The 21,453-nt window shown below is 38.9% G+C and carries 24 protein-coding genes; 9 read left to right on the forward strand and 15 right to left on the reverse strand.

What is annotated here, in order from left to right; translation table 11 throughout:
- Positions 1-45: 45 nt before the first annotated feature.
- Positions 46-708 carry a GntR family transcriptional regulator gene (locus RMB06_RS15420; RefSeq protein ID WP_005076670.1) on the forward strand — a complete coding sequence of 221 codons (663 nt, stop codon included), beginning with the start codon at positions 46-48 and terminating at the stop codon, positions 706-708.
- A gap of 62 nt (positions 709-770) precedes the next feature.
- A complete protein-coding gene (locus RMB06_RS15425; protein ID WP_001277471.1) occupies positions 771-1,055 on the forward strand; it encodes a DUF1330 domain-containing protein in 285 nt (94 codons plus the stop codon).
- 67 nt (positions 1,056-1,122) lie between these two features.
- Here RMB06_RS15425 and RMB06_RS15430 read toward each other — a convergent pair whose 3' ends face one another.
- Together RMB06_RS15430 and RMB06_RS15435 are read right to left on the reverse strand one after the other, a co-directional pair.
- Entirely contained in the window at positions 1,123-1,767 is a 645-nt protein-coding gene (locus RMB06_RS15430) for a glutathione S-transferase (protein WP_311080221.1), read from the reverse strand.
- A 103-nt stretch (positions 1,768-1,870) separates the two neighbouring features.
- Complete coding sequence (locus RMB06_RS15435; RefSeq protein ID WP_311080223.1) at positions 1,871-2,428, reverse strand: helix-turn-helix domain-containing protein; 558 nt, start codon at positions 2,426-2,428, stop codon at positions 1,871-1,873.
- 753 nt (positions 2,429-3,181) lie between these two features.
- Between RMB06_RS15435 and RMB06_RS15440 the strand changes: the two genes are divergently transcribed.
- The 6 genes from RMB06_RS15440 to RMB06_RS15465 all read left to right on the forward strand — a co-directional run bounded on the left by RMB06_RS15440 (position 3,182) and on the right by RMB06_RS15465 (position 7,457).
- Positions 3,182-3,379 (forward strand): hypothetical protein, encoded by a 198-nt coding sequence (locus RMB06_RS15440; protein ID WP_001093797.1) that lies wholly within the window; start codon positions 3,182-3,184, stop codon positions 3,377-3,379.
- Positions 3,380-3,713: 334 nt separating this feature from the next.
- Positions 3,714-3,995: a hypothetical protein gene (locus RMB06_RS15445; RefSeq protein WP_000052253.1), complete on the forward strand. Its 282-nt coding sequence runs from the start codon at positions 3,714-3,716 to the stop codon at positions 3,993-3,995.
- Between the two features lie 81 nt (positions 3,996-4,076).
- The gene (locus RMB06_RS15450) at positions 4,077-4,820 is read left to right on the forward strand and encodes an SAM-dependent methyltransferase (protein ID WP_000224631.1); all 744 of its coding nucleotides are present in this window, start codon (positions 4,077-4,079) and stop codon (positions 4,818-4,820) included.
- Between the two features lies 1 nt (position 4,821).
- Positions 4,822-5,532: a phytanoyl-CoA dioxygenase family protein gene (locus tag RMB06_RS15455; RefSeq protein WP_000898377.1), complete on the forward strand. Its 711-nt coding sequence runs from the start codon at positions 4,822-4,824 to the stop codon at positions 5,530-5,532.
- Position 5,533: 1 nt separating this feature from the next.
- Positions 5,534-6,217: a hypothetical protein gene (locus RMB06_RS15460; protein WP_262439704.1), complete on the forward strand. Its 684-nt coding sequence runs from the start codon at positions 5,534-5,536 to the stop codon at positions 6,215-6,217.
- Position 6,218: 1 nt separating this feature from the next.
- Complete coding sequence (locus RMB06_RS15465) at positions 6,219-7,457, forward strand: MFS transporter (RefSeq protein WP_311080229.1); 1,239 nt, start codon at positions 6,219-6,221, stop codon at positions 7,455-7,457.
- Positions 7,458-7,706: 249 nt separating this feature from the next.
- On the opposite strand, the gene RMB06_RS15470 is transcribed toward RMB06_RS15465, so the two are convergent.
- From RMB06_RS15470 to paaA, 13 genes are all read right to left on the reverse strand, one after another.
- Complete coding sequence (locus RMB06_RS15470) at positions 7,707-8,090, reverse strand: PaaI family thioesterase (RefSeq protein ID WP_086263335.1); 384 nt, start codon at positions 8,088-8,090, stop codon at positions 7,707-7,709.
- 78 nt (positions 8,091-8,168) lie between these two features.
- Positions 8,169-8,774 (reverse strand): DapH/DapD/GlmU-related protein, encoded by a 606-nt coding sequence (locus RMB06_RS15475; RefSeq protein WP_022574860.1) that lies wholly within the window; start codon positions 8,772-8,774, stop codon positions 8,169-8,171.
- Positions 8,761-9,726, reverse strand: coding sequence for a phenylacetic acid degradation operon negative regulatory protein PaaX (gene paaX / locus RMB06_RS15480; protein ID WP_000062822.1), 966 nt, complete (start codon positions 9,724-9,726; stop codon positions 8,761-8,763). Before paaX ends, RMB06_RS15475 begins: the two co-directional genes overlap by 14 nt.
- A 53-nt stretch (positions 9,727-9,779) precedes the next feature.
- A complete protein-coding gene (gene paaK, locus RMB06_RS15485) occupies positions 9,780-11,069 on the reverse strand; it encodes a phenylacetate--CoA ligase PaaK (protein WP_000377856.1) in 1,290 nt (429 codons plus the stop codon).
- Positions 11,070-11,109: 40 nt separating this feature from the next.
- The gene (gene pcaF, locus RMB06_RS15490; protein ID WP_000390396.1) at positions 11,110-12,318 is read right to left on the reverse strand and encodes a 3-oxoadipyl-CoA thiolase; all 1,209 of its coding nucleotides are present in this window, start codon (positions 12,316-12,318) and stop codon (positions 11,110-11,112) included.
- Positions 12,319-12,330: 12 nt separating this feature from the next.
- The gene (locus RMB06_RS15495) at positions 12,331-13,869 is read right to left on the reverse strand and encodes a 3-hydroxyacyl-CoA dehydrogenase (RefSeq protein WP_311080232.1); all 1,539 of its coding nucleotides are present in this window, start codon (positions 13,867-13,869) and stop codon (positions 12,331-12,333) included.
- A gap of 2 nt (positions 13,870-13,871) precedes the next feature.
- Entirely contained in the window at positions 13,872-14,663 is a 792-nt protein-coding gene (gene paaG / locus RMB06_RS15500; RefSeq protein ID WP_218660073.1) for a 2-(1,2-epoxy-1,2-dihydrophenyl)acetyl-CoA isomerase PaaG, read from the reverse strand.
- A complete protein-coding gene (locus tag RMB06_RS15505; protein WP_311080235.1) occupies positions 14,663-15,436 on the reverse strand; it encodes an enoyl-CoA hydratase-related protein in 774 nt (257 codons plus the stop codon). The genes paaG and RMB06_RS15505 overlap by 1 nt, the downstream gene beginning before the upstream one ends.
- Positions 15,437-15,444: 8 nt before the next feature.
- On the reverse strand, positions 15,445-16,506 hold the full coding sequence (gene paaE, locus RMB06_RS15510; RefSeq protein ID WP_311080237.1) for a 1,2-phenylacetyl-CoA epoxidase subunit PaaE: 1,062 nt from the start codon (positions 16,504-16,506) through the stop codon (positions 15,445-15,447).
- 23 nt (positions 16,507-16,529) lie between these two features.
- Entirely contained in the window at positions 16,530-17,030 is a 501-nt protein-coding gene (gene paaD / locus RMB06_RS15515) for a 1,2-phenylacetyl-CoA epoxidase subunit PaaD (protein WP_311080239.1), read from the reverse strand.
- A 16-nt stretch (positions 17,031-17,046) separates the two neighbouring features.
- Entirely contained in the window at positions 17,047-17,802 is a 756-nt protein-coding gene (paaC, locus tag RMB06_RS15520; protein WP_272304223.1) for a 1,2-phenylacetyl-CoA epoxidase subunit PaaC, read from the reverse strand.
- Positions 17,803-17,814: 12 nt separating this feature from the next.
- Complete coding sequence (gene paaB / locus RMB06_RS15525) at positions 17,815-18,105, reverse strand: 1,2-phenylacetyl-CoA epoxidase subunit PaaB (protein ID WP_000389648.1); 291 nt, start codon at positions 18,103-18,105, stop codon at positions 17,815-17,817.
- Positions 18,106-18,137: 32 nt separating this feature from the next.
- Positions 18,138-19,076: a 1,2-phenylacetyl-CoA epoxidase subunit PaaA gene (gene paaA / locus RMB06_RS15530; protein ID WP_014206395.1), complete on the reverse strand. Its 939-nt coding sequence runs from the start codon at positions 19,074-19,076 to the stop codon at positions 18,138-18,140.
- Between the two features lie 265 nt (positions 19,077-19,341).
- Here paaA and paaZ point away from each other — a divergent pair, with 265 nt between their 5' ends.
- Positions 19,342-21,444 carry a phenylacetic acid degradation bifunctional protein PaaZ gene (gene paaZ / locus RMB06_RS15535; protein ID WP_311080242.1) on the forward strand — a complete coding sequence of 701 codons (2,103 nt, stop codon included), beginning with the start codon at positions 19,342-19,344 and terminating at the stop codon, positions 21,442-21,444.
- The last annotated feature ends 9 nt before the right edge of the window (positions 21,445-21,453 follow it).

Genomic DNA, 21,453 nt, shown 5'->3' on the forward strand with positions numbered 1-21,453 from the left:
GTGATGAAACTCAACATGTTAAAAAACAGGAAAATTTAATTATTTATGAATCTTAAAATTGAAAACCCGCCCGTAACTTTACGAGAGCTGTGTTTAGATAAAGTGCGTAATGCCATTATTACAGGCTATTTCCCTTCGGGAAAAAGACTGGTTGAAAGAACGTTATGTGAAGAACTCGGCGTGAGCCGTTCTGTGGTTCGCGAAGTGATTCGTTATTTGGAAGCAGAAGGTTTAGTCGAGATTTTGCCAAATAAAGGCCCTATTGTTTCGCTACTTAACTGGGACATCGCTTCACAGATTTATGAAATTCGTCTCTTGTTAGAGCAAAGCGCTGTGGCTGACTGCACTAAAAACCTGGATGAGAAAACTGCTGAAAAATTAAAGCTTCTATTAGAAGATCTTAAAGCTGCTTTTGCTGCCGATGACATCAATCTGATTATTGAGACCTCAACCCAGCTTTATCAAACCATCTTTACTACAGCAAACCATCATATTGCTTGGGAAGTGGTACAACGCTTAAATGGCCGAATTAGCCGTCTTCGTGCCATGACCATGAAATCAACAAAGCGTGAAATTTCAGGTTATCAACGTATTAAAAATATGTGTGAAGCTATCTACCTTCACAAAGACCCTGAAAAGGCAAAACAAGCGGTTGCTGAACATATTGCCGAAGCTGCTGCTGTCGCAAAAAATATTTTAGATGCCTGAAATCACAAGTTTTAGGAAAAGGTAAATAAACCTTTATTGAATGAATTATAGGGAAATACGATATGTCTGCTTACTGGATTGCTCATGTCACCATTCATGATATGGAACAATATAAACAATATATGGCCACTGCTCCGCAAGCTTTTCAAAAGTACGGCGCCAAGTTTCTTGCGCGTGGTGGTGCCTCAGAAGTTTTAGAGGGACAAGAGTTTGAACGTCACGTGGTCATTGAATTTCCAGACATGGAAACTGCACGTGAATGTTATTTTTCACCTGAATATCAGCTTGCCAAAAGTAAACGCCAAGGCTGCTGTGATGTCATGGTGAGTTTTGTTGAAGGGATCTAAATTGCTGAATTGATTTCTCAACTTGGGAAATCAATTCTATTTTTAATTGCTTAAGGGTATTTCGTTTTTAGGCATTGGTTTGGTGATGAAGATTTTGTTCTATAGACATGGCTTTTTGCCAGCTTTCTAGGTTTTCGAGACTTTTTACATATTGCTCAATATTGAGATATTTTGATCGAATATTTAAAGAATTAATTAGACCATAGACTACGAAACCAATCATAAAATCTGCACCCGTTAAGCAATCGCCTACTAAGAATTTTTTGCCTACTAATTGTTGATCTAAATAGGAAAATACTTTATCTAACTCAGTATGCGCATATTGATCCAAGAACTTTAATTGAGTGCCATTTTTTAACTCAATCGAATTAAAAATATTTAATAAATATGGAACCATAGCCGAACTTTCTGAAAAATGAACCCATTGTAAATAATCAAGATAACTGTCTGTATCTTTCGCGGGCATAAGTTGAGGAGCAAACTTTTCAATCAAAATTTCTACAATGGCACCTGATTCAGCAATTACTTTTCCATTAAGCTCAATCACAGGTGATTTTCCTAAAGGATGAATGTTTTTTAATTCTTGAGGTGCAAGATTTGTAGTTTTATCTCGAAAATAACTTTTTAATTCATAAGGTTGATTAATTTCTTCAAGTAACCACAGAATGCGAAATGAGCGTGAAGCATTTAAATGATGAAGAATAATAGACATTAATTTTCTCTTTTAAACTAGAAGGTCAACAAAGTAAGGCCTCACTATATAGATTAGTAGACGACCGGTCTAATATTTTTTGTTATCAGCCCAGCATTTTACATCACCTACCTAAACTGCATAAAAAACAATCCAACATCTTTTCCCGATCGATTGCCCCATCTGAACTTAAAAGCTGAATGATTGCGCCTTCAATCATATATAAAAATAGTTTGGCATCTTGAAAGGTCGCATCGGTTTTTAGTTTTATAAGCTGGCTATAGATTTCATTCAGCAGCCATGTGCGATATCTCACTGCGGTGATATAGGCTTTTGGATAGGTCAGTTTCGTTTCAAACATGGCTTTAAATAAGAGGTAATACATCCCCTCTACATCGGTATGTAAGAAATAAAGCTGTTTGAGTTTATCGGTCGCGCTTGTGTCTTGGCCGTACTCAACAATTGAGACCACTTTTTCTTTTAATCGTTCTTTCTGGACGATCAAGCAGATTTCAATAAACCGCTCTTTTGAATGAAAAAAGTTATAAAAAGTCGCTTTGGTGATTGCACACTCTTTGACGATTCGATCTACCCCAACGGTATGAAAGCCACGATGGTGAAATAAATCAATCGACTTGTTGATGACTTGTATGGCACGGAAAGAAAGCACTAACTTTGGCATAGTTTTACCGTTATAAATTCTTGTTGTTTGTAAATGAGATAAAAAAGCCTGTGCCCCTTTTGGGAGAAAAAAAGGCACAGCAAAGCCGTAAAGACTGTGCTTGGCACATCTCCAGTTTTGTTGTTGCTAAGTTTTAAGTAAAAAGACTTTAAGCCTGAAAACCTTAAGGCGTTCAAGCTGCTTTAATTTTTAAGCTGTGTCGTTATAGCTTTTGGCACTCGGTGCCAAGAAATAATGGATGTGCAAAGCCAACTCCTTTTTATTGGGAGTTCTGCCGACATTAAAATTATGGTGGCAGAACGAGAAAGGGTTCGCGGACTGGTACAACAACCAGCACACCCGAAGGTGTCCCTCTCCCGTCCTACCGCTACGGGAGGAGACGAGGAGATGCTCACACAAAATTATCCCTCAGAAAGGAATAATTCTGATGCTGTTGTAATCGGTCCGCGACGACCGTCTGGCAATGTAGGCCAGCAGGCAAAGAATAGTGCCCTGTCCTATTTCAGTCAAGCACGCAAAATGCCATTTGTTTTAAATTAAATCATTAGAAAAGTAAGGCTAAATAATGAGGGAGTTATTGTTAAGTGGGGGTTTAGAGGTGGAAAATTTATATAGATATATTAGTTTTCAGTCGGTAAGTTTCAAATATAAAGAAGTAAATAATGAAATGAAAATATCCTTATGAGATGTACAACAAGTATTCAATGGTCAATTAAATCATTCGAGAAAATGTAAAAGAATGGATACAAGAGAATGAATACATTGGATAACCAAGTCTTAATTTTTGAATCTCGCATTAAGGAATATCTTCTTTACAAACAGCAACATACATTAAGAAATATTGAATTAAAAATATTTTCTAATAAGTACATTCAAGATGAAAACAGTATTAAAAAAACATCCATACTAGAATCAACAAAGTCTATTGGCAGAATTATTATTTTAAAATAATAATTTACTTAATTATTTCAATAAGCTTCAAGCATCCTAAGATTTATAAATAATTAAAATGCTATAAAATTACAATCCATAACAATAGACAGATTATTCTTCTTTCAAAAATATGCACTAACTAGAGGCACAGATTTGATTAAACCATTAGAATGCATCTCTATAGCTCATGTTCAATTATAATGTATACCTTTTTATTTAATTTTTATTATATGAAAAAATATTTTTAAATTTAAAATTCAAGCAATTAATAATTTTTAATGTTATCTGGTATGACTTTTGCTTTTTCATTAAGGCGGTACAATATAAAATTAATATATAAAGGAGACTAACCATGTCACTACATGTTAACCCACTTACAAGCGAAGGAAAAATTCGAGTAGAAAATATTCTTCAGCAAGCAGCAAAAGATATTAAATTTCGTGAACTATTAACTGAGAATCCAAAGGAGGCATTAAAAGACTCAGGATTAACCGAGGAAGAAATTAGTGTTATTTCAACTATGCGACGTGTAGCACTAGAAGAATGGGGTATTGATGTACGTCCATTCCGCGGTTTTCTAAGAGATAATGGATTCAAAATATCCGAATTTTTGAAATTAGAAGAAATTGCATAACATCATAATTAACCTAGAACTATACTTTGAAAGAGAATACTAAATCTCTTTCAAAGTACAATTAAAAGAAGGGGTTATAATTTGGCTACAAATATATATCTATTAGGATCAGGGATTTTAGGTTCTCTTCATCTTACAGAAGAAACAAAGCAGGCTCTTCAAATATCAAAACATATATTTGTTTTGAATCCTGACACATCCTTAATTGAGGACTTTAAACAAACCTATTCCTCTGCTCAAGTACATGATATGGCTTATCTTTATAAAGATGAATTATATCGCCAAGATGTATACAAAAAAATTTCTGAAGTTATTATAGCAACTGCTAAAGATAATGGGCCTGTATCATTTATAGTACATGGACATCCTCTGTTTTTAGTTAGCGCATCTGAGTACACCCTTGATTTAGCAGAAGAAAACAATCTATCTGTAAAAATTTTACCAGGTATAAGTTCCTTTGACACATTAATGTGTGATCTTAAAATTGATTATGGGTATGCTTTACAATTTTTTGATAGTACGACATTAATAAATCACAATTGGAGTTTGAATACTGAAGTACCACTTCTAATATTTCAATTAAGCACCACCAACAATAAAGAAATAATGCTTGGAGAAATTAATGGTTCTGCATTAACTCCTTTGAAAGAACATTTAATTAAATTTTATCCTGAAGAACATGAAGTTTATATTATACATTCTGCAACACAAATTTTAGAAATATCAGACATAAGGAAAATTAAGATTCAAGATATTACTAGTAAAGAAATTTTACTAAACAATAGACCTACTCTCTATATCCCACCATTAGATAAAGGGTTATAAAATGCTTTTTAATAATTTTTATACTGATAATGATTTAAAATTTTACTCCAAAACACTCCTTTCTAGAGGCTGGGTAATTTTACCTAATTTTTTATCTAGTAATCTAGTTGCCAATTTAGCTGAAGAAGCTATTTTAATTAAAAAAGACTTAGAATTGGGTATTCAATCAAACTCTATAACAGATGAAGAAGGCAATTTTTTAGTAATTAATTCACTATTTGCTAAGAGTGAATTCCTTTTTGATTTATCTAGAGATAAAGAAATAATGAATGTCTCTGAGAAATTATTAAGTAAATCTGTAATTCCTATACATTGTGAATATTTCTGTAAACCTAAATTAGGTGCATATCCTACCCCTCCACATCAAGATCAAATTTTTTATCAAAGCCATTTTGATGATGAAATGGCTATAACATATTGGTGTCCATTAACTGATATTAATTTAGGCGATGGCGCACTAGAATATGCAAAAACAGATAACTTAATGGAGTTATTACCTCATATAGAATCTAATGCACGTGATTTTGGAATGGAGCTTAAAGATTCTTCAGAATATACTTTTGAACCAGTAATTTTAAGAAAAGGAGACTGCATAGTACATCATGCTTATGCTATTCACCGGAGTGGACAAAAGACTACTCTCCCAGCTCGGGAAGCCTTTGCATTTAACTATCGCTCATCTAGCTTTAGAGAAAATATGAAGGGGAAATGAAATGCCTGAAATCTTATGGGCATTTGATTGCCTAGAATCAAAAGAAATGGGGGCCTACCCACCCAGTAAAATTAAACTTGCATATGCAAATAGATTACAAAAAAAAGAAGATGATTTACCACGTGCAGTTGACCTTGGTAGAGAAGTTCATCCTTATGATTGTATTCCTATAGCAATCATAGCTAATTATGGTTTTAGTGTCCGCTGCCCTGGAAATGTTATTTTAGAGAGAAATGAAACGCCTTTAAAAGAAAGAATATTTTATGAAAAAAAATCTGCTTTTGGAAAAGCTTGTATTCAAGGAGATGAGTGGCCAAATAGTGATTCAGGTCTTATAGCTAGTTGGATATCCGGTTCTGAATACGTAAAAATCCAAACAGGTATTATAGTTTTTTTTCCTTTAGACTATTATCTTTATCAAGGACCAATTCCAAATGCATGTCTTACAAATAATCAGTTTGAAGTAATGGCAGGTATTGAACACGGCAATCAAACCCGACAAACTTACATAGACAATGATTTATACAATTATGCACATCTTAATATTATAGTTAGGCTCCCACCTCTTAATACAAAAATTACCATAGAAAAAGGTGAAGAAATTGCATGGTTTTTTCCTGTATTAAAAAGTACAAAATTGACACTTAACAAACTAGATATAACAAAAATAAAAAAGGACTTTTAATTTGTTAAAAAAAATCAGTTCTAATTCTGCATGGACCCTCAAGGCATTTAGAATTATTTGGTCCTCTCAATCTATTGCTGCCATAGGAATTGCTATTCATAATATAGCACTTCCTATCATAGCAATTCATTTATTACATGCGTCTGCAATAGAGGTCAGTTTAATATCTACTGCACGCTACTTACCTAATTTGCTATTTAGTATCAGTATAGGATCTTTTGTTGACCGCTCAGATAGAAAATTTATAGCAATATATGCTGAATTAACTAGATTCATTTTAGTTTTATCAATACCAATTTTATATACCTTTTATTTCATAAATATTCCATTTCTTATATTAATAGCTTTTTTAATTGGAATCGCTAGGATATTTTTTGAGTTATCTCTTTCTTCATTATTTCCAATAGTTATTCCTCCCAATAAACGCCTTTCCGCCAACGCAAATCTACAGGTCATTTCCTCTGTAGGTGAAATTAGTGGTCCAGGAGTAGCAGGCTTTATTATTAATATTATAGGTGCAACATCCTCATTATTAATTAATGCAGCAACTTTTTTCCTATCAGCTATATTTATAGCTAAGTTACCTATAGAAGCTAAAGATAGGAAAAGTAATATTTCCAGCCAAAAAGAATCTTTTTTTGATGGCTTTCATGAACTTTTATCAAGACCTGTTTTAATGGGTATAATACTTGTTGGTGCGATATCAAATTTTGCATTTATGGCTGTACAATCTGTCTATTTCATAATAACTCTAAAATTATTTGGATTTAATACCTTAATTGCTTCTTCTTTATTAATTTTTAGTGGCATTGGATCATTAGTTGGAAATATTTCAGCTAGGTGGCTTCATAACTTTTTTAGTGTAAAGTTTCTAATGCTTTTCTCAATTATACTTATGATAATTGGATCTACAATTATGTTATTTGCAAGAGGCCCTATTTGGATAACATCTACATTAATTTCAATTGGATATTTTCTATGGGGACTTTGTCTTGGTTTATTTAATATATATTCAGCGACTTATCGCCAAAAAATAGTACCACCCGAAGTCATGGGTAAGTTAGTAGGTGCTGCTAGAACATTAATTTATGGAGTAATGCCATTAGGTGCATTATCAGGAGGATTAATAGTAGATTTTTTTGGATCAAGATATGTATTTTTATTTAATTGCTTAATTAACTTAATTTCATTAGTAATTTTGTACTTTAGTTTACGAAAAGTAGATAAAATCTTACTTTAAAGGAATTTTCACACACTCTATATTTTCGCTTTATGTATTTTCAATATAAAAATAATTATATAAAATATATACTCTGCTTTTCGCAGAGTTTTTAATACAGCAAAAAGTTCTACTATTAAAAAACTTACGGGCAAAGACTTTCATATAAAAAAATAAATGCGTATTTATTTTTAATGATTACGTATGGATTAGCTTGGTAAGCAATGCTAATCCAGAGTAAAAGTCCCATCCACTCTAACTAGCGGTATCTTACGGCGCAAGCCTGTAACACGTAGATGTAAATAAAGCGACTCTATTATTCAGACCGTCTGTTATCAGAACTTCATAATGCGCGAATTTTTTACTACTTCCGACTTTGGTTGCCGTTGCAAATAACACCCTATCTTTCGCACCGCTCATATAGCGAATATCCGCCTGTAGGCCAGTATATGGCGCATCCCCTGCATTACAAGCCATCGCAAAAGCAATATCGGCTAAAGAAAATATGACACCGCCATGCACACCGCCCAAGGCATTCATGTGTTCGTCTTTCACATTAAGCTGACAACGCGCTTCGTCAAAACTGCGATGCAGCACTTGTACACCCAATAGCTCTGCGAATTGATCAACCGCAGTAGTTTCCATATTTTGCACAAACGTCTCCCTACTCGTGCGAGTATTACCCTAAATGTTATGAACCTATGTGTATTGAAATCGACTTATGAATAGCCGTTAAACACTATCTTGTTTAATCTGATAGTTTGAAGAACTAAAGTCTTTGTAGGTCAGGCGATCATCCAACTCTGAGCTTAAAGGCTGAACTTCTTGCATTGAGTTTAAGCAGCGCTGTGCAAGCTCAATGTATTCTTGCGTGCCTCTGGTTTTCCACTTTTTTTCTTGTTCTGATAAATCACGTGCAACCTTGGCAGGACTTCCCATTGCCAATACATTTGCCGGAATAATATCTTTGGTTTTGACCAAGCTATTTGCGCCAATAATAGTGTTTTCACCAATTTCGGCATAGTCCAAAATTACGCTGTTCATGCCCACCAAAACATTTTTACCAATGCGGCAGCCATGTAAAGTTGTGCCATGCCCTATGTGCCCCATTTCCTCAACTAAAGTCACGCTTTGCGGAAAGCCATGTACTGTGCAGCTATCTTGTATATTGGCATTTTGCTTAATATGGATACGACCAAAATCGGCACGCAATGAAGCAAATGGCCCCACATATACGCCCGCTTCAATAATCACATCACCAATTAAAACAGCAGTTGGGTGTACAAAAGCCTCTGGGCTAACGACTGGAATAACACCGTCAATACTATAACAAGGCATGATTTAACCTCTCATTTGTCGCCACCAAACCTCCGAAACGGCGCCAATAATGTGCTGTGGCATTTGGCATTGGTCCTTCTGCTGTTGCGGCAACAGACAAGAAGTATTCATCCGCAGGTTCAAATACTTTTTTATAAATATTCATTGATAAAGTTCGTGCACTAATTGCAGGCCAGTCAGTTGGCAACAACTCAAGTGGTAATGCAGGGTCTTTCAATAAAATCCGTCGATAATAATGAATCAGCAAAGTTCGAATTTGAAAAGCCTGAACAGGTTCGAGTTGTTCGTTTTCCTGCATCAACAACACGCCAATTTCTCTAAAAATATCGAGAAACTGTAAATATCTTTGGCGTAATTCATCAATTGGCCAGTTGGTTCTAAGCATACGACCAATGGTATCGACCGAATTATTAAAGAGCTGCAAAGTTTCGGCTTTAAACACCACCACTTGCTCACTCATATTTAAGTCCACCAACAAGCGTTGCAGTTCAATACGGTTACAACCCGGATAAGCCATTAAGTTTGTCGAAATATTGGCAAATCCTAACCATTCGAGTTCTTTCTTTAACAACGCTTTATTTTCAGTGTCGAGGCTAGACATCAGAATAAGATCCCAATAATGGTCCCACTCTTTCATCTGGTCGTTATAAATACGTTGCTCGGCTTGCAAATAGGTCGAACGGCTTGAATCGGTAATTCGATAAAAACTAGTTCTGCCGATTTTGTCTGAACATAACCAATCATTTTTAACTAAACGAAAAACAGAGGTTCTTACAGCACGGTCATTAAAACCAAACAGCTCTAATAACTGAATCAGGCTTGCAAGACTAATGTTTCCACCCCGATGAAGTACTGAATCTCCAAAAATTGTCGAAATAAGCGAAGTTCCACTTAAGGTTTCATTCTTTACAACAGAATCAATTATTTGCTGTATTTTTGCACTCATACTCATGTCTTGGCGTTTAGTTTCAGGGTATAGATTCTATACCCTGAATGATCTTGATGTTAAGCAATCTGACGCATATCGATTACCCGCTTTGCCTTACCTTCCGAACGAGGTAAGGTCGCTTCTGTCACAACTTCTACAGTAACGCTAATCCCAATCATGGTTTTAATGCGTTTCATCAACTCCTGAGCAAGTTGATTGGCCTGTATAGTACAGTTATGACACATCTCTGTACGAATATGCAAAGTATCCATATGGCCTTTTTTAGTCACCAAAATTTCATAATTTGGAACTAAATGCGGAACTTGCAAAATTTGCTCTTCAATTTGTGTCGGGAAAACGTTTACGCCGCGAATAATTAGCATGTCGTCGCTACGACCCACAATTTTATCCATCTTACGCATTGCCAGATTTTCACCCGGTAGTAAGCGGGTCAAATCACGAGTACGGTAACGAATAATCGGTAAGCCTTCTTTGGTAATGGTGGTAAAGACTAGCTCGCCAAGTTCACCATCTTTACAGACTTCACCTGTTTCAGGGTTAATAATTTCTGGGTAGAAATGATCTTCCCAAATGGTTAATCCCTCGCCCTCACCTAAGCACTGCATCGCAACGCCCGGCCCCATCACTTCAGACAAACCATAAATATCGAGTGCTTTAATATTAAGGCGTTCTTCAATTTCACGGCGAAGTTCGTTGGTCCACGGCTCGGCACCAAAAATACCGACTTTTAAAGACGTATTACGTGCTGTACCAAATTGTTGCTCGAGCTTTTCAATAATGCTCACGCAATACGATGGCGTAACCATAATTGCAGTCGGTTTAAAGTCTTGAATAAGCTGTACTTGCTTTTCAGTCTGCCCGCCAGACATTGGAATAACCGTTGCACCTAAACGCTCGGCACCATAATGCGCACCTAGACCACCTGTAAACAGTCCATAGCCATAAGCCACCTGAACCATATCTTTCGCGGTTAAACCTGCCATGCGTAAGCAACGCGCAACAATGTCCGACCACGTATTAATATCTTTTTGAGTATAACCCACCACAGTCGGTTTACCCGTTGTGCCTGATGATGCATGTAAACGTACAATCTGTTCTTGGGGTACGGCAAACATTCCAAACGGATAGTTGTCTCTTAAATCCTGTTTGGTGGTAAATGGAAACTTCGCCAGATCGTCTAAAGTGACGAAGTCATCAGGATGTACACCTGCCTCATCGAACTTTTTCTTATAGACTGGACTATTTTCATATACAAAAGTCAGGGTTTGCTTTAACCGTTTAGTTTGCAGCTCTCTAAGCTCTGCAAGTGTTAATTGCTCAACATTATCCATTGTAAGGCTGTCCATCGCCTCTCTCCTCATTATGTAATTTTAAAAACCGTCTGAATTAATTTAAGTTTTCCAAAATCAGTGCGACGCCTTGTCCAACACCTACACACATCGTGCAAAGTGCATAGCGTCCACCGCGTTTTTTTAGCTCACGTGTTGCCGTAATTACCAAACGTGTACCACTCATGCCTAACGGATGTCCTAATGCAATCGCACCACCATTTGGGTTAACGCGTTCATCGTCATCTTTTAAACCAAGTTCACGCATACAAGCCAAAGATTGGGCTGCGAATGCTTCATTCAGCTCAATCACATCCATCTGATCTAGCGTTAAACCTGTTTGCTTTAAAATTTTCTGCACAGCCGGAACAGGACCTATACCCATATATTTGGGTTCAACCCCTGCACTTGCAATACCAATCACGCGTGCTAAAGGTTTTAAACCATGTGTATCTGCAAATTCACGGTTGGTAATTAACACACACGCAGCACCATCATTTACACCAGAGGCATTTCCGGCAGTCACCGAACCGCCTTCTTTTTTAAATGGGGCTTTTAGTTTTGCGAGTGCTTCAAGTGTCGTTTCACGCGGATGTTCATCGCGGTTCACCACAACCACGTTTTTCTTACGGTCTACAATCTCGACAGGCAAAATCTCATCGTTAAAAAAACCGTTTTGTTGGGCAGCAGCGGTTTTTTGTTGGCTACGCAATGCAAACGCATCTTGGTCTTCACGACTAATCTGATATTTTTCAGCTACATTTTCGGCTGTTTCGGGCATGCTGTCAGTGCCGTATTGCGCTTTAAGTTGCTTATTTACAAAGCGCCAGCCAATAGTGGTGTCATAAATTTCAGGTGTACGGCTAAATGCTTCTGTTGGTTTAGCTTGTACAAATGGTGCACGGCTCATCGACTCAACACCACCTGCCAACACAAATTGTGCTTCACCTGCTTTAATTGAGCGTGCCGCAAGTCCTACTGCATCTAAACCCGATGCACACAAGCGATTGACCGTCATGGCTGGTACAGTATCAGGTAAGCCTGCTAACAGTGTTGCCATACGTGCAACGTTACGGTTGTCTTCACCTGCTTGGTTAGCACATCCTAAAAACACTTCGTCTACAGTATTCCACGGCAAGTTCGGGTGCTTATCTTTTAAATATTTGATGGGCAATGCAGCTAAATCATCTGCACGTACAGCACTTAGGGCACCTGCATATCGTCCAATTGGGGTACGAATAAAATCGCAAATTAAAACGTCTTCCATGTTGACTCCTGATTATGCAAATTCGGTCATATCACGTGAATATTGAGTAGCAATGTTTTGAGTTTTCGCTACATATTGCTTGAGGTAGATACTCGCGCGATATTTTTCCTCTCCATACAGTGCATATAAATTATTTAAGGTTTGGAGCACATAAGCACCGCCCATTTGTGTCAACCACTGGTAAGGTCCTTTAGGATAATTCACTCCATATTTCATGGCATTATCAATATCTTCCAGACTCGCAACACCATGTAAACTTGCTTCACAGGCTTCATTAATGAGTAAAGCGATGGTGCGTAAGGTTAACAGTGCCGGATGGTCTTTAATCCACATCACGCTCATACCAAACTGCGCAAAGTAAGCCTCAACTTTAGCCAGATCACTTGCTTCACAAAGCTCGTTATGACTGAGTACTAAACCCTCTGCCTGCTCAAAATCATGGTGCCAATCCATTAAAACCACTTTACGGCTTAGGTAATGAATATTGGCAGACTCACCTTGGCTTAAACGTAAGTCGATATCATCAATTTGAAGGGTATTGTCATCACTCGCAGATCCGCCTTTTAAACCTAAACGCGTTAAAAATGCAGGTAGCTGAGACCAAGTTCCTTTTAGCTGAATATGGGCATCAACTGGTTTGGCAACCACAGCTTGAGGTTGAAATGTCTCGTACTGATTTTTTTCGTTATAACTATAGAAACCTTGTTTTGACTTACGGCCCCAAGCACCTGCATCGACCAATTCTTTTTGAATGAGGCTTGGACGGTAACGTGGCTCGTAAAAGAACTCTTGGTAAACGCTTTGGGTCACCGAAAAGTTAACATCTTGACCAATAAGGTCGGTAAGTTCACACGGCCCCATCGCAAAACCGCCGCATTGCTTTAAGGCATAATCTAGCTGGTCATAGCTTGTGACTTGTTCTTGCAGTGCTCTAAAGCCTTCTGCATAAAACGGCCGTGCAATTCGGTTAACGATAAACCCGGGAGTCGACTTGGTGAGTACTGGAATTTTTTTCCAATTCAACATCAAGTTTTTTAAAGCCAAACATAAGCTGTTTGGTGTTTTTAAGCCTTGTACAATTTCAACCAGTTTCATGACTGGCGCAGGGTTAAAAAAGTGTAAACCCACCACACGCTCAGGGTGAGCAATGCCCGCCGAAATTGCAGTCACTGAAATTGAAGATGTGTTACTTGCAAAAATGGTTTGCGCACTACAAATTTCAGCGAGCTGTTTAAATAAAGACTGTTTAACTTCTTTTTTCTCAACCACTGCTTCAATCACCAAGTCTGCATCACGTAGTGCTTCAACTTGATTGACCACAGTTAAACGCGCTAAGGCTTCATCAGCTTGCTGTTGTGTAAGCTTGCTCTTTTCAACCAGCTTTTTAAATGTCTGCTCTAAGCCTTGAGCGGCTTGTTGCGCCTTTTGAGCGTCTAGATCATATAAAATGGTCGAGTGCCCATTGACGATGGCTAACTGGGCAATGCCGATGCCCATGGTGCCAGAACCAATGACGGCAATTCGGGCACGAGATAAGTCTAAATCTGTCATGCTTAGCGCCCTTTAAAATTTGGTTCGCGTTTATTCATAAAGGCTTGTACCCCTTCACGATAATCTTCAGAACGACCCGCAATACGTTGTAAATCTCGCTCTAACAGCATTTGCTCTTCAAAGGTGTTATTGCTTGATTGATGAATGGCTTTTTTAATAAGAGATAGACCAAACGTAGGCTGTTTTGCTAAACGTTCCGCGAGTTCAGTGACTTTTGCTTTAAGCTCAGCGTCTTCAACCACATCCCAAATCATGCCCCATTCTTTTGCGGTTTCTGCTGGGAGCTTATCACCTAACAAAGCCAATCCCATAGCACGTGCATGACCTACAGCACGTGGTAAAAACCATGTACCAGCCGAGTCTGGAACCAAACCTAAGCGGCAAAATGCTTGTACAAAGTTTGCCGATTTAGCTGCAATCACCAAGTCACATGCCAGTGCAATATTTGCCCCTGCACCTGCTGCCACACCATTTACGGCGCAAATCACAGGCTTTGGCATATTTACAATAGTTTTAATGAGCGGGTTATAGTAAGTTTCAATGGAATATCCTAAATCTGGAGCTTCAGCATTTGGGTCTACTACACGGTCGCCTAAATCTTGCCCTGCACAGAAGCCACGGCCTTCGCCACTAATCACAACACAGCGAACATCCGGATTTTTGGTCCACAGGTTTAAAACCTCAGCAACTTCACGGTGCATATCAACGTTAAAGCTATTCAGTGCTTTTGGGCGGTTAAATGTCAGGTAGCCAACACCATTTTTTTCTTCAGCAATAATATTTTGATAGTCCATCACTCACCTCTAAACACTGGCTTTCTTTTCTCAAAGAAAGCATTAATCCCTTCGTTTCGATCTTTTGTAGCCGCCAGCCAGACAAAGTTTTGACGTTCAAACTTGAGTCCCTGACTTAACGTTGTTTCATGAATACTTTTAATTGATTGTTTAATCACACGAATCGCTAAAGGCGCTTGTTTGGCAATTTTGGCTGCCAGTTGAACCGCGTATTCGACGGTTAATTCGGTCGGAACCACTTGACTGCAAATGCCGTATTGCTCGGCTTGTTTAGCCGAAATCATCTCACCTGTCATGGCCCAGCGCATGGTGAGTTGTTGTCCAACCAAACGTGCTAAACGCTGTGTTCCGCCTGCACCCGGCAACATACCCAAGGTAATTTCAGGTAAAGCAAAACGGGCATTTTCACCGCAAACCACCATATCTGAATGCAAAACCAACTCAAACCCAGCGCCTAAGGCATAACCATTCACTGCACTAATCAGTGGCTTACTAAACGCATCAATTTTTTGCCAAAGCTTCGGACGAATATCGAGTTGCAAAGTCACGGCGTCCATTGCAGCCAATTCGCTAAGATCTGCTCCAGCCGCAAAACACTGAGCGTTACCCGTTAAAACCACTGCTTTAACTTGAGCATTATGTTCAGCTTCTTCGAGCAACTCGCATAAACACTGCAATGTTGCATTGTTTAAAGCATTTCTTTTTTCTGGACGGTTTAGGGTTAATAACAAAACACCGTCAGCAACTGTACTGGCTTTGATCAACTCTTGCATGACAGCCTCTACTCATCAAAACTCAAACGAACATTTGAGCCTTTTGGTAAGGTCTGACAGCTCAGCACATAGCCCTTTTCAACTTCATCTTCTTCAAGACTATAGTTAAGGAACATGTCGACTTCGCCTGAAAGCACCTTACAACGACAAGTCGCACACACCCCACCTTTACAGGCATACGGTAAGTCAGCACCCGCACGTAAAGCTGCGTCAAGAATACTTTCATCATCTTGAGCCACAGAAACAATCAGCTCACGACCATCTAAAATGATGTTGACCTTTTCTTCTTTACGGTTTGCATCCGCTTCAACACTACGTTTACGCGCTTGGCCTGTATGGAAACGTTCGGTGTGAATGCGTTCTTTGGCAATACCAAAGTTCGGTAAAGTATTTTCTACGGCATTCATCATTTCGTCTGGACCACAGGCAAACACATGGTCAAAACTTGTTTCAAGCACATCAAAATTAAAAAGTTTTTTAAGCTTTTCTTCATCAATACGACCGTTCATCAGTTCACTATCGTTGAACTCACGAGAAAAAATATTGATGAGTTGAAAGCGTTCTTTAAACTGATCTTTCAAATCCATAATTTGCTCGGCAAACATGGTTTGTTTCCATGAGCGATTGCCATAGAGCAAGGTAAATTTAGCTTCAGGTTGTTCAAACAAAACTTGCTTAACAATCGATAAAATCGGAGTAATACCACTCCCCGCAGCAACACCTAAATAGTTTTGTCCGCCAATCTTGGCTGCTTTTTGAAAAAACACACCTTGTGGTGGCATGACTTCAAGCACATCGCCCACTTTTAAATGGTCATTTGCCCAGTTTGAAAATTGCCCTTGATCAATTTTTTTAACAGCAATGCTGATGTCTTCTTTACCCGCATAGCTACAAATTGAATAACAACGGCGAATTTCACCCGCTTCGGTTAAATGGCGAATGGTTAAATGTTGCCCCGGTTGAAATTGAAATTGTTCTTGTTGTTCAGGTACAACGTCAAATGCAATACAAATTGCCTGATCGGTTTGCGGCGTAATACTTTTTACTTTTAATGGTACAAATTGGCTCATGGCTGATTTCCTTATCTAAAGACTTAAATACATTTGAAGTAATCAAAAGGCTCAAGACAGTCCTGACATTTATAAAGTGCTTTACAGGCGGTAGAACTAAACTCTGTTAACAGTCGGGTATGTCGGCTTTTACAACGTGGACACGCGACACCATCATTTAAATGAACGTGAGTCCCACACTGATGCGCCAACCCTTCAGGTGGTGCAATGCCATAAACTTGCAGTTTCTTTTTCCCTGCTTCAGACATCCAGTCCGTGGTCCATGCTTCTGACAAATCAATCATGACTTTGACTGGTGTCAAAGCTTCTGCGGTAAATGCCTCAACAATTTGTGCTTTGAGCATATCTGTTGCTGGGCAACCGCTATATGTCGGAGTTAGACGAACAATAATTTCTTGTTGATCGTTAATCTCTACACCGCGAATCATGCCTAAATCGACAACCGATAAAACCGGAATTTCAGGGTCACTTACCGTTTGTAGAACATCCCAACATTGGTCGATGCAATGACGAATCATTTGCATGGCTCACCTCCTTGTCTTACCAGGTCATTCCCGGATAAGTTCTTTGAATACATTGCATTTCAGCCAACAAATAACCTAAATGCTCGGTATGCAATCCTTGTTTCGCACCACGGCGATAAGCACCGTTCACAGCAACATTTAATTCAAAGCGCTTAAGCTCATCTGCAATGGTTTGGTTCCATTGTTCTTTTTCATTTGAAAAATCTGGAATCACGCCTTCTGCGACTAGTGCTTTTTCGTCTGCACTCAGTTCAAATAATTCAGCGGTAAAACGCCATAAATTATTTAATCCGCCTTGTACACGTTGATGTGCTTCATCTGTGCTTAAACTTAAACGTTCCATCCAGCTTGTTGAAAAACGGATGTGATACTTCACTTCTTTTAAAGATTTGACAGCAAGCGCGCTTAATTCAGGAAGTGAGCTTTGCGCTAAAGCAGTAAATAAATGAAGATGGTAATGGTCCATCAACCACTGGCGTACAATCGTTTGTGCAAAGTCACCATTGGGTTGTTCGCACAACAAGAGGTTTAAAAACTCACGTTCTGTACGGAAATACGCAAGTTGGTCTTCATCACGTTGAGCTTCATCATATTGACCAGCCAAAGTCAGAAAGTTTCTTGCTTGACCCAACAAGTCCAAGCCGATATTTGCTAAGGCAATATCAATTTCAAGCTCAGGTGCATGCCCGCACCATTCAGCCAAACGCTGAGATAAAACCAGTTGGCTGTCGCCAATATGTAATAAGAATTTAGATAAAACTGAATGATTCATTTGCCATTCCCCTTACATGTGCTCAATGCCATCTGGGATATGGTAAAAAGTCGGATGACGATAAACCTTGTCTAAAGAAGGATCGAAAAATTCAGCTTTTTCATCTGGCTGTGATGACTTAATCAGTTCTGAACGAACTACCCAAATGCTAATTCCTTCATTACGGCGTGTATAAACATCACGAGCATGTTGCAGTGCGATTTCATCATCAGGTGCTCTTAAGCTACCTACGTGACGGTGGCTTAAGCCTTGTTTACTACGTACAAATACTTCGTAGAGCGACCAGTTGTTTTTATCTTCCATTTTGATTTCCTCAAATTTTTCCATAAATCTTGTTAAGCCACTTTGTTCGCTTCAAGCTGCTGTTTTTTCGCGTAGACCACTGCTGCATCACGAACCCATTTGCCGTTTTCCCATGCTTTACGGCGTGCTTCGATACGCTCGTGATTACATGGTCCACGTCCGGCAATCACTTCATTAAATTCGTGCCAGTCGATCTCGCCAAACTCATAGTGGCCTGTTTCTTCATTGAACTTTAAATCTGGGTCTGGTACTTCCAAGCCAAGTTGCAACACTTGTGGCACGGTGTTATCAACAAACTTTTGACGTAACTCATCGTTACTAAAACGTTTGATTTTCCATGCCATGCTTTGTGCACTGTTCGGAGAATGCTCATCACTTGGACCAAACATCATCAGTGCTGGCCACCAATAGCGATTGACCGCATCTTGTGCCATCTGTTTTTGTTCTGGCGTACCGTTTGCCAAAGCCATCATGGCTTCAAAACCTTGACGTTGGTGGAAACTTTCTTCTTTACAAATGCGTACCATCGCACGTGCATATGGCCCATATGAAGTACGGCAAAGCGCAACTTGGTTCACAATGGCTGCCCCATCGACAAGCCAGCCAATTGCAGCGACATCTGCCCAAGTCAAAGTTGGATAGTTAAAGATTGATGAGTATTTCATTTTCCCATCAATTAATTTTTCCATCATGTCATCACGGTCAGCACCTAAAGTTTCTGCCGCGCTATATAAATACAAACCATGACCCGCTTCATCTTGTACTTTCGCAAGCAAAACCGCTTTACGTTTTAAAGTCGGCGCACGAGTAATCCAGTTTCCTTCAGGCAACATACCTACAATTTCAGAATGGCCATGTTGTCCAATTTGACGAATCAATGTTTTGCGGTAGGCATCGGGCATTTGATCCTTAGCCTCGATCGTAATTTCATTGGCAATATTTTGTTCAAATTTCTGGTAATTGTTTTCCATTCTTTCATTCCCTGTAGGTATCACCCTTGAATCTATTTTTCGATACACTAAAAACAAAGTCAATCACTTTTTTAGTATCAAATTAAATCCACAACAATAAAACATATCAAGCTATTGAAATTATTAATTTTAAACCAATTGTAAAAAACCTTTTTACTTTTATAAATCAAAATAAAGTTGACTTTTAGACAAATTAATCTGAAATTATGAATCATATTTTTGCAGTTTTTATAATTGATGTATCAAATAAAAAAGGAGTTTGGTCATGCTTGAACAAGCACACCTAGAAGGAACCTCAACTGACACAGATTTTCAGCAGTCTGAGCATCAACTGCCTCATCTTGCTTCTTATGTCTATGGAACATGGCATTCGACGGGTGAAGAACTACGCCCTGTTTATCATGCCATTACAGGTGAAGCGATTTATGCCGTAAGTAGTCATGGCGTTGATATGAAACGTGTTGTTCAATATGCCAAACAAAATGGTTCAGAGTTGGCTAACTGGACGTTTCACCAACGTGCCAATGCATTAAAACAAATTGCCCAATATTTACTTGAGCGCAAAGAAGAGTTCTACAAACTTGCTTATGCAACAGGTGCAACTCGTAAAGATGCTTGGATTGATATTGAAGGTGGCATCCAGACATTATTTGCTTATTCGAGTCTGGTTCGCCGTGAACTCAATGACGAAAAAATTATTACTGAAGACAGCTGGATTCAATTATCTAAAAATGGCACTTTCGGCGCTAAACACATTTTAAGTCCTAAAGCAGGTGTTGCCGTTCACATTAATGCTTTTAACTTCCCCATTTGGGGAATGCTTGAAAAGATTGCACCGACGCTACTTGCAGGCGTGCCATGTATTGTGAAACCAGCAACCGATGGTGCCCAATTAACTCAAGCAGTTGTAAAAGCCATTGAAGAAACACATGTCTTACCAAAAGGCTCGCTACAACTGATTTGCGGTCAAACGTATGATTTGTTCGATCACTTAGGCCCACAAGACTGCGTTACGTTTACGGGTTCTGCTTACACAGGTCAAAAACTACGTAACCACCCTCACCTCAATAAATATTCAATTCCATTTAGCATGGAAGCCGACTCGGTAAACAGTGCAATTTTAAGCCCTGTGGCAAATGAAGAAACTATCGATTTATTTGTACGTGAGGTCTTCCGTGAAATGACCACCAAAGCAGGCCAAAAATGTACTGCGATTCGTCGTGCATTTGTTCCTGAAAACTTGTTAGCGACTGTGCAAGAGAAGCTAACTGCCAAGCTTGCTAAAGTTGTGGTGGGTGACCCGCAAAAAGAAGAAACCGCCATGGGGGCTTTAGCGAGCATTAAACAAAAACATGATGTTGCAGAAAAAGTTGCTGAACTCAGCAAAGATGCAAAAATTGTTTTTGGTGGCAATGAGTCCTTTAAATTTAATGCAGATCATCCTGAAAAAGGTGCTTTTTTCGCTCCAACTTTATTGGTGTGTGAACAACCTTTACAAGCGACGAATGTTCATACCACAGAAGCTTTCGGTCCGGTATGTACACTCATGCCATATCAAGACATTGAAGAGTTGGCTGACCTTGTTTCACGTGGTGAAGGTAGCTTAGTGGCTTCTGTCGTTAAAAATAACGATGAGAATATTGAGCAGATTATTCAAAAAATTGCACCTTGGCATGGGCGTGTGCATGTACTCGATGCAGAATCGGCAAAAGAAAGTACAGGACATGGTTCACCACTGCCTCATCTTGTGCATGGCGGCCCTGGCCGTGCAGGTGGCGGTGAAGAGTTAGGTGGTATTCGCGCGGTTAAACACTATATGCAGCGCACTGCAATTCAAGGTTCTCCAAATAGTTTGACACAAATTACCCACTCGTGGACTGCTGGCTCGGAAGTTAACGAAGACCGCGTACATCCATTTAAAAAGTCTTTTGATGAGTTAGTAATTGGTGAACGTTTATTAACGGCGCGCCGTACAGTCACCGAGGCAGATATTGTCAATTTCGCTTGTTTAAGCGGTGACTACTTCTATGCACATACCGACAAAATCGCAGCGGCCGAGTCTTTCTTTGGTGAACGCGTTGCGCACGGCTATTTCATTGTGTCTGCCGCAGCAGGTCTATTTGTCGATGCAGCACAAGGCCCTGTGATTGCCAACTACGGTATGGACAACTTACGTTTTGTTGAACCGGTTAAAATTGGTGACTCGATTCAGGTTGAACTCACCTGTAAACAGAAAACGCCAAAACCACAAAAAGACCCGTCTCAGCCTGCGCATGGCGTTGTGGTATGGGATATTAAAGTCAAAAACCAACGGGGAGAACTTGTCGCAACCTATGACATTTTAACTTTAGTTGCTCGCGAAGCTTAATGGTTAAAA

Origin of the sequence: Acinetobacter sp. V104_13, from assembly GCF_031798995.1 — a bacterium.
GTDB classification, from domain to species: Bacteria; Pseudomonadota; Gammaproteobacteria; order Pseudomonadales; family Moraxellaceae; genus Acinetobacter; species Acinetobacter pittii.